Annotated in this window: 12 protein-coding genes and 5 pseudogenes; 5 read left to right on the plus strand and 12 right to left on the minus strand. The window is 66.5% G+C overall.

Annotation, left to right across the window (positions count from 1 at the left end):
* Positions 1-192: 192 nt before the first annotated feature.
* Together F8568_RS49200 and F8568_RS49205 are read left to right on the plus strand one after the other, a co-directional pair.
* Complete coding sequence (locus F8568_RS49200) at positions 193-429, plus strand: hypothetical protein (protein ID WP_236010091.1); 237 nt, start codon at positions 193-195, stop codon at positions 427-429.
* A gap of 20 nt (positions 430-449) precedes the next feature.
* Complete coding sequence (locus F8568_RS49205) at positions 450-1,151, plus strand: pyridoxal phosphate-dependent decarboxylase family protein (protein ID WP_328601310.1); 702 nt, start codon at positions 450-452, stop codon at positions 1,149-1,151.
* A 146-nt stretch (positions 1,152-1,297) separates the two neighbouring features.
* Here the strand turns inward: F8568_RS49205 and F8568_RS44110 are convergent, their stop codons facing one another.
* The 4 genes and pseudogenes from F8568_RS44110 to F8568_RS44120 form a co-directional block, all read right to left on the minus strand.
* Positions 1,298-1,819, minus strand: coding sequence for a hypothetical protein (locus tag F8568_RS44110; protein ID WP_151600116.1), 522 nt, complete (start codon positions 1,817-1,819; stop codon positions 1,298-1,300).
* Between the two features lie 16 nt (positions 1,820-1,835).
* Positions 1,836-2,574: pseudogene (locus F8568_RS44115) on the minus strand (transposase family protein).
* 25 nt (positions 2,575-2,599) lie between these two features.
* Positions 2,600-2,764, minus strand: a complete 165-nt coding sequence (locus F8568_RS47430) for a hypothetical protein (RefSeq protein ID WP_202126078.1) — start codon at positions 2,762-2,764, stop codon at positions 2,600-2,602.
* A gap of 43 nt (positions 2,765-2,807) precedes the next feature.
* Entirely contained in the window at positions 2,808-3,665 is an 858-nt protein-coding gene (locus F8568_RS44120; RefSeq protein ID WP_202126079.1) for an IS110 family transposase, read from the minus strand.
* Between the two features lie 244 nt (positions 3,666-3,909).
* On the opposite strand from F8568_RS44120, the pseudogene F8568_RS49210 reads away from it, so the two are divergent.
* From F8568_RS49210 to F8568_RS47435, 3 genes and pseudogenes are all read left to right on the plus strand, one after another.
* Positions 3,910-4,446: pseudogene (locus F8568_RS49210) on the plus strand (transposase family protein); the annotation flags it as partial.
* 875 nt (positions 4,447-5,321) lie between these two features.
* A complete protein-coding gene (gene merB / locus F8568_RS44130; RefSeq protein WP_151600118.1) occupies positions 5,322-5,981 on the plus strand; it encodes an organomercurial lyase in 660 nt (219 codons plus the stop codon).
* An 85-nt stretch (positions 5,982-6,066) separates the two neighbouring features.
* Positions 6,067-7,029: a tyrosine-type recombinase/integrase gene (locus F8568_RS47435; RefSeq protein WP_202126080.1), complete on the plus strand. Its 963-nt coding sequence runs from the start codon at positions 6,067-6,069 to the stop codon at positions 7,027-7,029.
* Positions 7,030-7,213: 184 nt separating this feature from the next.
* On the opposite strand, the pseudogene F8568_RS51375 reads toward F8568_RS47435, so the two are convergent.
* From F8568_RS51375 to F8568_RS44170, 8 genes and pseudogenes are all read right to left on the minus strand, one after another.
* A pseudogene (locus F8568_RS51375) lies at positions 7,214-7,591 on the minus strand (leucine zipper domain-containing protein); the annotation flags it as partial.
* A 69-nt stretch (positions 7,592-7,660) separates the two neighbouring features.
* Positions 7,661-8,902 (minus strand): IS256 family transposase, encoded by a 1,242-nt coding sequence (locus F8568_RS44140; RefSeq protein WP_151600119.1) that lies wholly within the window; start codon positions 8,900-8,902, stop codon positions 7,661-7,663.
* A gap of 162 nt (positions 8,903-9,064) precedes the next feature.
* A pseudogene (locus F8568_RS49215) lies at positions 9,065-9,220 on the minus strand (IS5/IS1182 family transposase); the annotation flags it as partial.
* A gap of 559 nt (positions 9,221-9,779) precedes the next feature.
* Entirely contained in the window at positions 9,780-10,883 is a 1,104-nt protein-coding gene (locus F8568_RS44150; protein ID WP_236010092.1) for a carboxylate-amine ligase, read from the minus strand.
* A 92-nt stretch (positions 10,884-10,975) separates the two neighbouring features.
* Positions 10,976-12,160, minus strand: a complete 1,185-nt coding sequence (locus F8568_RS44155; protein WP_151600122.1) for a pyridoxal phosphate-dependent aminotransferase — start codon at positions 12,158-12,160, stop codon at positions 10,976-10,978.
* 184 nt (positions 12,161-12,344) lie between these two features.
* The gene (locus tag F8568_RS44160) at positions 12,345-13,109 is read right to left on the minus strand and encodes a class I SAM-dependent methyltransferase (protein WP_151600123.1); all 765 of its coding nucleotides are present in this window, start codon (positions 13,107-13,109) and stop codon (positions 12,345-12,347) included.
* 540 nt (positions 13,110-13,649) lie between these two features.
* Positions 13,650-13,799 carry a hypothetical protein gene (locus tag F8568_RS44165; RefSeq protein ID WP_160573997.1) on the minus strand — a complete coding sequence of 50 codons (150 nt, stop codon included), beginning with the start codon at positions 13,797-13,799 and terminating at the stop codon, positions 13,650-13,652.
* 142 nt (positions 13,800-13,941) lie between these two features.
* A pseudogene (locus F8568_RS44170) lies at positions 13,942-14,257 on the minus strand (hypothetical protein); the annotation flags it as partial.

Here is a 14,257-nt window from a genome sequence, read left to right on the forward strand (position 1 = left end):
CTGGGCTTCGTCACGGGCGGCGTCACGCCTGCCGCACTGGCGGGCGACTGGCTGACCGCGGCCGCCGACCAGAACCCCGCGTCGGCGCTCGACGACGCGGCACCGGAGCTCGAACGCCGGACGATCGGCTGGCTGCGCGACCTGTTCGGTCTCGACACCGCGTATCAGGGGGCGTTCGTCAGCGGCGCGACCATGTCCAATACGGTCGGACTGGCCATCGCCCGCGAATGGCTGGGCGAACGCCGAGGGGTCAATGTTGCGCAGGACGGCGTGGCGGCTCTGGGACGAGTACGCGTCCTGTCGGGGAGTTCGCATTCGAGTATCGCCAAGGGCCTGTCCATGCTCGGCCTCGGCCGCACCGCGTTGGTTCAGGTGCCCTTTCTTCAGGGTCGTGAGGCGGTCGACCCCGCCGCCCTGGGGGGGCGCTAACGCAGGTCGACGGTCCCTGCGTGGTGGTCGCCAACGCCGGCACGGTCAACACCGTCGACTTCGACGATCTGCGCGCCATCGCCGCGCTGCGGGAACGTCACGACTTCTGGCTCCACGTCGACGCCGCCTTCGGCGGCTTCACGGCCCTGTCACCGGACCACGCCGACCTGGTCGCCGGGCTGGACGCCGCCGACTCCATCTGCATCGACCTGCACAAATGGATGAACGTCCCCTACAGCAGCGCCGTGCAGTTCACCCGCCGCCCGGACCTCCAGCTGCGAGTGTTCCGGAACGCCGCCGCCTACCTGGGCCCGCTGGGCGAGATCCCCGACTTCGTCGACCTCACGCCGGAGAACTCCCGGCGTTGGCGTGCCCTCGCCGCCTGGTTCACGCTGCGCGCCTATGGCAGGGACGGGCACCGCGAGATCGTCCAGCGGAACATCGCCTGCGCTCAGGCGCTCGGCGAGGCCATCGAGGCGATGCCCGGGCTGCGTCTCCTGGCGCCGGTCCGCCTGAACGTCGTCTGCTTCACGCTGGCCGAAAACCCGACCGCCGAGCGCCTCGCCGATCTCGCCGACGAGTTGAAGGACGAAGCGTTCCTCACCCCCACCACCTACGCCGGAGTCCCCGCACTCCGCGCCGCCTTCAGCAACTGGCGCACCACCGAGACCGACGTCCACCGCCTCACCAAGGCCCTGCGCACCAGGCTTACCAAGCTCTGAGCATCCTGCTCAGGCGGACGCGAAGGAACGGGTCGATACGCGGTAGTCGGCCCGACAAGGATCTCCGCTGCGTCACCGACCGGCGGGTGGATCCATTCGGTGTCGACCTTGCGCTTGCGGAGCCTCGACCTCATGAAAGGTCGAGGCTAGGCGTTGAATGCCGCGACGTAGACGGTCAGGATGCTGGGACTGGATGTGTCGATGACCACTTGGCGCTCGGGTGTTTCTTGTTCAGGGTCGATGGGGTCACGGATGCCTTCAAGGTGTGGGAGCTCATCCAGGTGCCAGCCCAGTTTGTCGCCGAGGCCGAGTTGGATTGCAGACAGGTCAGGCTTGGGTTCGGGCAGGTTGCTGCCTTGCAGAAAACGCTGTCGGGCGGAACGGTCGATGCGGAACCTCAGCAGTACCAGCCGGTCCATCCGACTTTGGTTGTAGACCTGGAAGTCGTGGGCATCAGCCGGGAGTGTCAACTTGGCGAAACGGGCGGCTTCCCAGGCTTCTGCCTTGTTGGATTCAGTGGCGGAGGGGGCGAGGCCTCTTGCATGGGGATCGCTCGTCCCACACCCGGTCAGCCCCAGCACAGCGACCGGGGCGAGCACCGCGATCCAGCGTTGGCGCCGCACAACTGACCACGAAAAGGAACGCATCCGGTAGATATAGCGGATCACTGAGTGCTTTCCAACTTCAGTTGGCGTGATTGTGCGGGGCGAGAATCGCCTGGACGATGGCGGTCAGCCGGGCTGGTGAGCATCGCGCACAGCGCAGGACGTGCCAGCGTTTGAGAGCGGCGGCGCCCTGCTCGCCCAGTGCCCGGACTCTGGCATGGTGCCGGTTGAACAGCTTCCTGCGCCTGCCGAGCTTGCGGCCTTTGCGGCGGCGGTAGAGCGTACCGATTGCACCGCGGGGCGCTGAGGTAACCCTTGTCGGCGTAGCACGCGATCGCCCACTTGGTGAGCGCGTCGACAATGCCGTGGACGCGGGCGGCGGCCAGGTCGTGGGTGGAGCCGGGCAGCCCAGATCAGCCGGCCGTCCGGGTCGGTGAGGAATGGGACGTTCCCGCCGTGCCGGCGTGCTTACCGGAGTAGAAGCGCCGGTCATCGGTGCCCGAGAGCCGGTCGATCGGCACCAGCGTGCCGTCCCGGATCACCAACGCCTTGCGCGCCGCGATGCGCATCGCCGCACGCAGGTCCGGCGCCAGCGCGGCGAGCAGCTCGACCACTTCGGTGACGTAGCGGTGAGCGGTCGCCAGACCCACGCCGAACGCTGCGGCCAGGGCCGGGAAGGTCTCGTTGCGGCGCAGGTGCACCAGAACCAGCAGGGCGTGGCGTTCAGCCGACAGCGCTCGGTAGCGCGAACCGATCCGGCGGCGGTGATCGCGGACGAGGCCGACCACGTATCTGCGGGACGTTGACGACAGATCCAGCGCAGTGCGATGCTTCTATGCCTTGTCAAGCCGCTGCTGTGGCGTTGTTGGCGGATACCTGCGACTGTGTGATGCTCTTGTAGATCTGGCGGGCGACGTATCGTTTCAGGCAGCGGATGATCTCTCTCTTGGAGAGCCCTTCGGTGGTTCTGCGCTGCACGTATGCGCGGGTTGCCGGGTCGTTGGACATGCGTGAAAGCACGATGATGTAATGGGCTCGGTTGGCCTGGCGGTCACCGCTGTGGTTGAGCCGGTGGCGTCTGGTCTTGCCGCTGTGACACCCCGCACAGAGCCGCGAGTGACCCCTCCGAGCGCAACCGGTCGGGGTTGTCGCCGCAGGTGGTCAACAGCTGCGCGGCCGTCTCGACCCCGACACCGCGGATGGCCAGCAGATCGGGGCGGGCCTGCTCGATCAACGTTTTCAACTGGACGTAGGCAGTGTCGATCTCTGTGGTGACGGTCCGGTGCCGGGTGGCGAGGTGCCGCAACGCGGCCTTGGCGCTCTGGGCGGGGTCGGCCAGGTCGGCTGAGGGCCGCAACCGGAAGCAGGCGTCGGCGAGCCGGGCACCCTTGAGGCCGGCCAACTGCTCGCGCAGTTCGGCGGGGGCCGTGACGAGCAGGGCTTGCAACTCGTTGATGTAAGCGGTGCGAGCCTTCACAGCTCCAGCTCTGACCAGGTGCAGCACGCGGATCGACTCCGTGACACCGGTCCCGGTTTTCGGGATGGCGCGGGCCTTGTCGGCCAGGACGGCCTCGGCAGCAGCGTAGGAGTCCAGCGGATCAGACTTCCCCTTGGCCCTGCGCTGGCGCCGGTCAGGGCGGTTGACCTCGACCACCCGGACTTTCTCGCCGGCCAGGTGGCGAGCCAGGGCAGCACCATAGGCACCGGTACCCTCCACCCCTACCGCTTGTAGTCGGCCGAAAGACCGCATCCAATCCAGCAGGTCGGGGTATCCGACCCGGGTCGCAGGGAACTCCCGATCTGCCACCCGACGTCCATTCATCAATACGACCGCGGCATGGTGGGTATCGGCATGAGTACCGACCCCGCCCATGATCCGTCGCCTCTTGGGCTTCTTGAACTCCGCCATGCGCGTCCTCATCGTCTCGGGGGAAGTCTCACCGGAGAGCACCTCCTGCCCCTGCAACCTCGTCCACAGCAGCAGGCGTTCCCGACATCCCCAGTCTCACTGATGAAACAGCACTGAAGCTCCTGGTGGTGCGGTCGAGTCTTGGTTGACTCCGCATCCACCGGGAGCTTCACTCTTTGGCGATCACATCCGCTTGACCGCATCCACCTTGTGACCAGCCCGCCCAGGATGAAAACGGCTCGCTGTCGTGCTGCTGGCGGCCCGGTCGCCGAAGCTGGCCCCAGCGCTGCGCCAGGCGCGCGAGGACGGGCTGCACCACCTCGTCCTCGACGGCACCCTCATCCGCACCGACCGGGCGAAGGCCGACCGGCCCTGCTATTCGGCCAAGCACCGCATGCATGGCATGAACGTGCAGGTCATCTCAGGGCCCGACGGGACGATCCTATGGACCCCGGGGGCGATGCCTGGCAAGACCCATGACCTGGCCGCGGCCCGGATCTAGGGCATCCTGCGCGAGCTGGACAAGGCCGGGATCCTCACCCTCGCCGACAAGGGCTACCAGAGAGCCGACGCCCAGGTAGTGGTAACGCAATACAACAGCAAGAACAAACCCGACTCCCAAAAAGCAGGCCAATCGGTCCCACGCGAAGCTCCGCTGGCCAGGTGAACGCGCGAACGCGCAGCTCAAGACTTGGCGAATCCTGCGCTGCAGCCCCTGCAAACCCGGCCGCTTGGTCAGGCCATCGCGGTCCTGCAGAACTACGAGCCCACCCGAGGATGAAAGACCCTCAATGGAAAGCGTGCGCTGGAACCCGAGGAGCTTCGGACCATGCCCTTCGGTCGCGCAGCGTCATCGCAGGCACGACTCGTCCCGCCGAGATGTGGCTCACCCCATGGTGGAAACGTGATGACCGTGACGACATCGCCAGGGGCAGACAGGCTTTGGAGGCAATGGTCCGCGAGCATGACGAGCCGTCCGGCCACTACCGACCCGACCACCTCGGATGAAGAAGAGCCCTGGCTCGCTCTATGACATCACGACCGCCCTTTGCGGGCCCCGCGCACGCAAAGGATGTTGTCGTGCACCTCACGATCGCTTCGGCGTCGACCACGCAGCGATCGACGTAGCCGCGCTCGCCCCTGGCACGGGCCATTACTCTGCGACCGCGCATGTCCTGGTCGACTCCAGCGCCGCCCTCTCGGCCGACGACCCGTTTACGAACACATACGGTGGGCGCATCGGCCAGGAGCCCTGGCCCGCCCCTGAGCGCACCATCCGTCTCCAGCCACAGCGTGTCGATCACCGACACCGATCAGGGGCCTCTCCAGCGCCCTACGGGAGATCCAGCTCCGCACCGACCGCCGCCTGGACATCACCGACGTGTCCACCCCGTGATTGGCGTCCGGCTCTGTGGTGGAGCGTCGACGTAGGCGCCTGCTGGCACACCCGCCCGCAGAGAAGTCTGAGGGCGACCCGTGCTCTGCTTGCCTTGGCAACCATGGCTCGATCAGCGCCCTCTCCTCATTCGTCACATCGCCACGTGCCGCATCAACAGGTCATCGGCGACAACAGCTCATGGAAAGCCCGTCAGGACGAGGGAGCGGCCCAACTCCCTGCCGAGATTCCCTCACCTCCCGTGTGACAAGCTGGTCGGTATGGACGTCGAACAGCTCCGGGTCACGGTGTACCGGATCTTCGCGGGTACGGGGCGTGCACCGAGCGCGGAGGACCTCATGCGAGAGCTGGATGCGCCACGATCACAGGTGGACGAAGGCCTGCGCGCGTTGGCAGCCGCCCGCCACCTGGCTCTGGACGCACGCGGCTCGATCACCATGGCCCATCCGTTCTCAGCGGTGCCTCTCGGATTCTCTGTCATGGGAGCGACCACTCTCTGGTGGGGCGGCTGCGCATGGGACTCCTTCGCCCTCCCCCACTTGCTCGACGACGCCGACCCCGCACTGGTGGCCACACGCTGCCCGGCCTGCGACACCCCGCACGTCTGGGATGTCACCCGACAAACCCCTCCGCCCGGAGACCAGGTGGCGCACTTCCTCGTCCCCGCCGCCCACATGTGGGACGATGTCGTCCACACCTGCGGACACCAGCGCATCTTCTGCTCGCAACCCTGCGTAGACGCCTGGCTGAAACGAACAGGCAACGCACCCGGCTACGTCCTTGACCTGCCCACTCTGTGGCGGCTCGCCTCACGCTGGTACGAGGGCCGCCTCGACCACGGCTACATCCGCCGTGAACCCGCCGCCGCCGCGGACTATCTGCGCTCCGTCGGACTCACCGGCCCCTTCTGGGGCACCTGACCACCCACCAGGCGAACAGTTCCGACGCGATACGGACGCGCCAGAAGGTCACGATCGGATCCGAGCTTCTGATATTGCGGAGGTCATGTGGCGCGGCGGTATCAAGCGGGTACCGAAGGCGTTCGGCACCGTCCACGCCGACTACGCCGCGGCGCTAAAGCGGGCGCCGCTGGATGGCTACACTCGCCGCGCCTACGACTCCCGGGTGCGGACCCTCCGAGCCTGGTTGGAGACCAGCGGTCTGGACGACGACCCGCTCACCGACGCCCGCGACGGCGACTTCGCCGTCCGCGACTACAAGACCCACATGAAGACCGTCTTGCACCGGGCTTCTAACACCGTCAACGCCCACCTCACCGCCCTGGACCGCTTCTTCACCCAGCTCAGACTCGTTCCCGCCGTGGTCCGCCGCGACGACGCCCCAAGCACGCCCCTCGCGCCGTGGACGCCCGCCAGCAGAAGCGGAACCTGCGCGCCGTTGAACGCCGCCCGATGGCCCGCGACCGCGCCATCGGCCGGCTGCTGTTTTACTCCGGTGTCCGGATCGCCGAGCTCGCCGCCCTGGACGACGACGTCCGCTCTCCGCCCGGAAGGGCAGGTCATCGTCCGGTCCGGCAAGGGCGAGACGTCCCGCGAGATCCTGCTCCTGGACGGCACGGCCCGCGCCGCGGTCACTGAATGGCGCACCGTGCGCGTCGCTTGGCCCGGCGCGGCCAGCAAACCCGCTCTGGTTTTCAACCGCCGCGGCGGCCGTCTGTCGCCCCGGGCCGTCGACCCAGACCATCGACGAACTCGCCGACGACGCCGACATCCGCGACGACGGGGCGCCCTCGCCCTGTCCGCCCACATCCTGCGGCATACCCTCGCCACCAACCTGCTGCGCGCGGGCGCCGACATCGTCGGCGCCGAGCTACTCGGCCATACCCGTTTGGACACCATCCGGCGTTACCTCGACGCGGAACGGCAGGCGCTCCAGGACGTAGTCCAGGAACTGGATGGCGGTAGTAGTACTTGGCCCGCCGCCTCATTGTGGGTGCCGGCCAGGTGACCGGGACCTTGGTCCGGTCTGGGTCGGCGCCGGTGGGACGGCCGATCGGTTCAATGCACTTGACGTCGAGATGAACGCGGCTGCGGGGTAGCTGCTTTTCGTAACGCTGGTAGCGCTTAGCGCGGCGTTGGTAGCGTTGGGAGGCCGGCAGGCGGTTCATGCCCAGCCGTTTGAGGATGCGGTAGATCGCCGAGCTGGCGATCTCGATGTCGTGGTACCGCTGGAGACACATCTGGATCTTCAGCGGGCCGAAGTGGTAGTGCTGCCGTAGGTAGGCGATCTTGTTCACGATGTCGGTGTGGGTGGCGTTGAGGCTGTGGTGCGGACGGCTGGAGCGGTCGCGCAGTCCGTCGATGCCTTCTTCCTGGTAGCGACGTAGCCACTTGTCGAAGCAATTGCGGCTGATGCCCGTAGTACCGGCACGTCCGCGAGACGTTCCCGGTGACCTCCTCGGCGTGGTGGAGCACCGCCAGGCGTCGTTGCGCCTGGCGGTCGAGTTGCTTTGGGGGCGAAGGGGGCATGAGAGATCTCCGTAGTGATCGGAGACCCCAGGTGTCAACAACCTCCGGCAGTGGTCACGTCCAGCGGAGTGGTGTATGAGTTGATCTCCGCGTGATCCTGTTTCTGCAGGTTAAGCGGTGAGTTCTTGCTGGTCGATCGCGGGGTCGGGTGTGGTGCCGTCGATGACGCGCAGGCGGGCTTTGGCGAGAAATTCCAGGCCCATGTAGCGGCGGGCCTCGGTCCATTCATCGGTCTGCTCCATCAGGACGGCGCCGACCAGGCGGACGATCGCGGCACGGTCGGGGAAGATCCCGACCACGTCGGTGCGTCGGCGGATCTCCTTGTTCAGGCGTTCCTGCGGGTTGTTGGACCAGATCTGCCGCCAGATCTGGCGTGGGAAGGCGGTGAAGGCCAGCAGGTCGGGTCTTGCCTGGTCCAGGTGCTCGACGGCATCGGGGTGCTTGGCCTCCAGCGAGGCGACCACTCGGGCGTGCTGAGCGGCCACTTCTTCGGCGGCGGGCTGGTCGAAGATGGTGCGCACCAGCGTGGCCACCCACGGCTGCGCCGACTTGGGCACGCGAGTGAGCAGGTTGCGCAGGTAATGGGTGCGGCACCGCTGCCAGGACGCGCCCGGCAGCGTCGACCCGATCGCCTCGACCAGACCGGCGTGAGCGTCGGAGATCACCAGTTGGACGCCCGACAGGCCGCGGGCGACCAGGCCGCGCAGGAACGCCAGCCACCCGGCGCCGTCCTCGGCCGAGGTGACCTCGACACCGAGGATCTCGCGGTGCCCGTCGGCGTTCACGCCGGTTGCCACCAGCACGTGCACATTCACGATCCGGCCGCCCTCCCGGACCTTCTGGGTCAGGGCGTCCACCCACACGAACGCATACGGACCGCCCTCCAACGGCCGGTTGCGGAACGCCTGCACTTGGGCGTCCAGCACCTTGGACATCTCACTGACCTGGCTTTTGGAGATGCCCTTGATGCCCATCTGTTCCACCAGCTTGTCCACCCGCCGCGTCGACACTCCCAGGAGATAGGAGGTGGCCACCACCGAGACCAGGGCCTGCTCGGCCCGGCGGCGCCGCTCCAGCAGCCACTCGGGAAAATAGGACCCCGACCGCAGCTTGGGAATGGCCAGCTCCACGGTGCCGGCGCGGGTGTCCCAGTCCCGGACCCGGTAGCCGTTGCGGCGGTTGACCCGTCCACCGGACCGCTGTCCGTAGTCGGCGCCGCAGACCGCGTCGGCCTCGGCCGACATGAGCGCCTCGGCCATCGTCTGGACCATCGACCGCAACACATCGGGCTCACACGCCCCGATCTGCTCGGCCAACCAGCCTCCAGGGTCCACACTGTTGTCCACGGCCATCGCGTTTCTTCTCCTTCTGATCTTGGTCGATTCGAAGGATCACGCGATGGCCGTCTCACGTCACGACGCCACGCCCTCTGACCAGGTCAAACTCATACACCACCTCCGTGGACGCAACCCCGGCAGTTTTAGATCTAGCGCTCCTAGGACGTGTCCGGTGGATCATGCGTTGATCCAGAGCAGTGCTGTGACTAGGACGATTGCCGCTCTGTAGTTGCGGGCGAGCTTGTCGAACCGGGTGGCGATGCCGCGCCATTGCTTGAGGCGGCCGATGCAGCGTTCGACCACGTTGCGGCGTCTGTGGAAGGCGTCCCGCTCCCGAAGCTGTCCCCAGCCCCAAAGTGGCGGACCGTGACGGGCGACCCGACATAACGTCTGAACCCGACCGGCCCGCAGGTATCGCCCTGGCAACCGCCGCACGCCCCTGACCTGCGCGGGTTTCATCGATCCGACCTCGGATGAGGCGCGGCCGCGCGGTTATCCGGCGGCGACGGCGCCGCCGCCCGACTTATCCCCCGGCGCCCGGACCGAAACCCGGCCAGCAGCCGGGCCACGCGTACCGTCCATGACCTGCGGCGATCGATCCACTTTGGCCCTGGGGACAGCTTCGAGAGTGGGAGGCCGACCCGGCCGCGGCGGCGAGCCGCTTCCAGGCCGTCCTTGGTCTTGCGGACGATGTCCCGGCGCCGGTCCTCCGACAGCGCGAGGGCCAGGTCCAGGATCATGTGGCGGGCGACACCGGCCGTGGTACGCCGTTTCGCCCTCCGAGGACGGCCGCGCCCCCGGGCGAGTGCCGTCCTGCTTCGGCGGCACTCGATCCAGGGCACCTCTAGCTATCGGGTGTGCCGGTGGCTGCGGTTCATGCCGCGCTTGGCAGTCAGCCGATGTTGGTGCGTGTTTCGGTGATCAGTGTGTCCACCACGTCCGGCGGGCCGCCGCGCGCGAAAGCTTGACGTTGGCGGGCGGCCGAGCTGCCGTGTGCCAGGGCCGCTTGGGCCAGCTCGGCCACCAGGTCCCAGTCGCCTGCCGCCTCCAGCCGCTCCCGGTAACGTTCCAGCAGCCCCTGCAGGAGTTGCGGAGCCGGCACCAGTGTGCCGTCGAGGGGGTCGACCAGTTCGCCTTCCAGACCGGAGCGGGCGGCTCGCCAGGTCGCCGCCCGGACCACTTCGGTACGGACATGCGGCGCCGGCCGGCCCTCGGTCACCGCGTCGATCTCGCCCCCGACGATCGCGCGGAACAGGCCCGCGAGCAGGACGACGTCCTCCAGCCGGGGGCAGGCGTCGGTGATCCGCAGTTCCAGGGTGGGCAGGTGCGCCGACGGGCGGACGTCGTGGTAGATCATCCCGGGGTCGCTGATGGTTCCGGTCCGGACCAGATCCTCGATCATCGCGCCGTACTCGGCGGCGCCTGTGAACGCGCCGAGCGGCCCTGTGGTCGGCCAGCGTGACCAAAGCATCGTGCGGTAGCTGGCGTATCCGGTGTCCAGGCCCAGCCAGAACGGGGAACTGGCCGACAGCGCGAGCAGCGCCGGCAACCATGGTGCGATGCGGCGGCCGACGATGATCGCCAGATCGCGGTCGCCGATGTCGACATGCACCTGGGTGCCGCAGATCAGCTGCTCACGGACGAGCATCTGGTAGTCGTCGAGCATGTCCTGATACCGAGGATTCGGGGTCACCTTGAGCGACTCCAGGTCCGCAACGGGAACGGTGCCGGCCGCGACGATACCCAAGCCGAGCCCGTCGGCCGCCGCGACGGCGCTGCGCCGCAGCGCCGCAAGGTCGCCGGCAAGGTCGACGAGCCGGGCATGCGGGCGGCTGTTGGCCTCTACCATCGAACACTGCAACTCGGCGACGAACTGTTCACAGGACAACTGGGAGAGCAGACTGTCGGCCTGCGGGACGAGCCGACGGGACTCCAGATCGACGATGTGGAATTCTTCCTCGACGCCGATCGCTACCGGCCCGATCCCCTGCGTCAACTCCAAACTCATTTCACACTTTCGTTCGGGGGATCATCGCTACGGGCCGCTGCGCGCGCATGGAGGGCGGATGAAATCGTCTGGTCGCCGTTTCAGGAGTCGGCGGCCAGGCTGGCGAGCACTTGTGTGGTGCGGTCGAGGGCCGCGGCGATCCAGGGGAGGCGGGTGGGTTCCGGACTGATGAGAGCCGTCTCTCTTTGTGTGTCGTCTTGGCCGTAGAGCAGGCTCGTCGCGATGCGGACTTTGAGTTCTTGGGGCTGATCGCCGAAGGCGCTGCCGGATACGACGGCGACACCGTGTTGTTCAATGAGCAGGCGGGTGAGGTCCGCGGAGGTCTTGGCCTGGAGGGCTGGGCGCAGGGGTTCGAAGTCGGGATAGAGGTAGAACGCGGCCTTGGGGGCTGGTGCGGGAATGCCCGCTTCGGTAAGGCGGGCGGCCATCGCCGTGACGACGGCCTCGTGCAGCCGGCGGGAGGCCGCTACGTGTTGGGTGATTTCGGGGGGTTCTCGGAACGCGTATGCGGCGGCCCGTTGGATGGGGCCGGACGGAGCGGTCCAGATGTTGCTAGCGACGGCGAGCAGTCGCTGCCGGAGTTCCGGATCCGGGACCCAGGCGACTCCGATCCGCCAGCCTCCGAGTGCGAGGTTCTTGCTCAGTCCCGTTGTGATCACTGTGCGTTCGGGGGCGTATCGGGAGGGGCTGGGGAAGTCGTGGTCGTCGTCGAAGACGAGATCGCGGTAGATCTCGTCGGAGATGATGGTCAGGTCGAGATCGCGGGCCGTCCGGCACAGACTTTCCACGGTTTCGGGCAGCGCCAGCGTGCTGGTCGGGTTGTCGGGGATCGTCACGATCACCGATCGCACGTCGCGTCCCTGTCTGCGGGCTTGTGTGACCTGCGCCGTCAGCTCCTCGGGATCGGGCACTCCGCCTTCGCCGGGGCGGGTCGCCGCGAACATCGGACGGACTCCTCCCATCTCGGCCTGGACGGCGTAGCTGACCCAGCTCGGGCGTGGGAGGACGATATCGCCGCCGAGTGCGAGCATCACGGCGAACAGCAGAGGCTTGCTGCCGGGGCCGCAGACGATCTGATCAGAGTCGGCCGCGATTCCGCGGCGTTGGAAGTATCCGGCTGCGGCCTCGCGGAGTTCGCACTCACCGTTGACCGCCCCGTAGGCATTGAGGCTGGACGCGGCGGCGAGTTCGGACCTGAGGGCCGGATGCACGGGCAGCCCGCTCTCGCCGAATGCCAGCGGAAGCGTCGCGAGCCCGCCCCGCATCCGTTGAGTAACGGTCTCGTGAGCGGCCAGATTCGCAGCTACGGTAAAAATTGGATTTCCTCATTCATGCGAGTTGCCGGGGGGAGGGGGCTGGTCATGGGACCCGCCAGAGGGGGCCGGGGTTCGAATGCGCGCCGGCACGGGCTGAGCCGCGACCGGGATCGTGGACGGCCCATTTAAGGGCCTACGCTGGTGAGCGGATATGGAAGAAGATGGCGTGGGAGAAGCGGCTCGGGGTCAGTCGGGAGACAAGCGCGTCCGTCACTCCGATGACAGGGTTTCGGGTGACTTTTCGTTCGCTCAGTACCGACTCCGTCTTGATCTCCACACACTCCCAGCCGTGCAGTGTGAATTCTTCACGCAACTGCTTCGGCGAGTAGGCGGTATAGGCGAATCCATGGGTGGCGCCGTCGAGTTCGTGCGTGTAAATGAACCGTGGAGCGCTGCCGAAGTCCTCGATCTTGGCGTTGACCCGCTCGCTCCTGTACCGCCGAAAGGTGTTCGGTACCGAGCCGATCACGTTGGCCTGGCCGCTCGACATCGCCTGGATGGTTTTAAGCGCGGCCTCCCGCTCCTTGAACGTCATGTGTCCGAGAACTCCGAAGAACAGCAGTGAGAGTTCGCTTTCAGCGGCCAGTTCTGCATCCACGTCTTCAAGTTCCTTGAAGCAATGGACCTTTCCCTTCAACCCCAGCCTGAGGGCGGTATCTGCTATCTGGGCGCGTGCCGCGTCGGATCGTTCCACCGCGATGACGGTGTAGCCCTTCTCGGCCAGCGGGATAGCGTAACGGCCGTCGCCGGCACCGATGTCGGTCAAGACCGCGCCAGGCGCGACCATGCGCAGCACACGCGCGAACGCCAGACGATTGGGCCTTGGGTAGCGCTGCGCATACTTCCTGGTCCTGAAATACGTCTCATATGAACTGTAGGTGTCGTCCGAAGATGCCATCACTCTCACTCCATTCTGTCTCGGCCACTTCCTATGGGTACGTCGTCGCCTGTGGTCGTCATTCCAGGACCCAGAAGGGGTATGCAGATAGATAAATACGTCACGCCTTCAGGGCGACAAAAAAAGAGCCTTAAGCGTTGATGCCACTAATGACCATCACCAGATAATTCCGTTTCGCCTTGCCCAAGACACGGGCGTGCCGCTCTATCGGGGTCCGAACGTAAAGGTGACCCGCTGCGGCAAATCGGTGCGTCTTGCGGCCACCGACGACTGTCGTAACCGTTCTCTATCTGCACGCGATCGATCCTTTCGCGCCCATCCAGCCTGCAGTTCGCCCGGCCCCTCGACTCGACAGGAAGGAAAAATGCCCAGGGCGCATGAAAAATTCAAGGCACAGTTATATATGTGCAGCGAAGCAAGGAAAAGGATGATCGGCTGCACACTTATCGTCGACGTCACGCCGCGCTTAGAGGTCGACCACCCATCAGCCAAAAACACATTGCTGCGTCAACAACACCACTACGTCAACAACGTCGCGGTTCAAGACTTAGAGGGTGTCTCACGGCCTGGCGGGGCGAGGCCGATCGAGCCGCCGGTGTACTGCGCAGTGGTGATCAGTGCGCTGCCGGTGCCGTTGCCGTCCTCGGGCAGGTCGCGGGTTCCGGTGATGAACGTGGTGGTGAAGGCCATGCCTTGGCCCAGCCCGCTCAGGAGCAGGCCGGGAAGGATCGCTAGGTCGTGTCCGGTGGATCATGTGTTGATCCAGAGCAGGGCGGTGGCCAGGACGATTGCTGCCCGGTAGTTGCGGGCGAGTTTGATGCCCCTATGGATGTCAAGCCGCGGAGGACAGGGTGTTGGTCTGGAGGCTTGGAGTGGTGATGATCTGGTAGATCTCGCGGGCGACGTAGCGTTTGAGGCACCGGATGGCTTCGCGGCGGGTTTTGCCTTCGGTCTGTCGGCGGGCGATGTAGTCGCGGGTGCGGGTGTTCCAGCGAAGCCGGGCGATGACGATGGTGTAGAGGTGAGCTGTACCGGGTTCGGTGAAGTCCTTCAAGCCAGTCATGATCTTGGCTGGCAGGGAGGAGAATGACCGCGATGGCGGCACCACGCAAGTACCCTCAAGAGCTTCGGGAGCGGGCTGTCCGGCT

The organism is Actinomadura physcomitrii (genome assembly GCF_008923205.2).
GTDB classification, from domain to species: domain Bacteria; phylum Actinomycetota; class Actinomycetes; order Streptosporangiales; family Streptosporangiaceae; genus Spirillospora; species Spirillospora physcomitrii.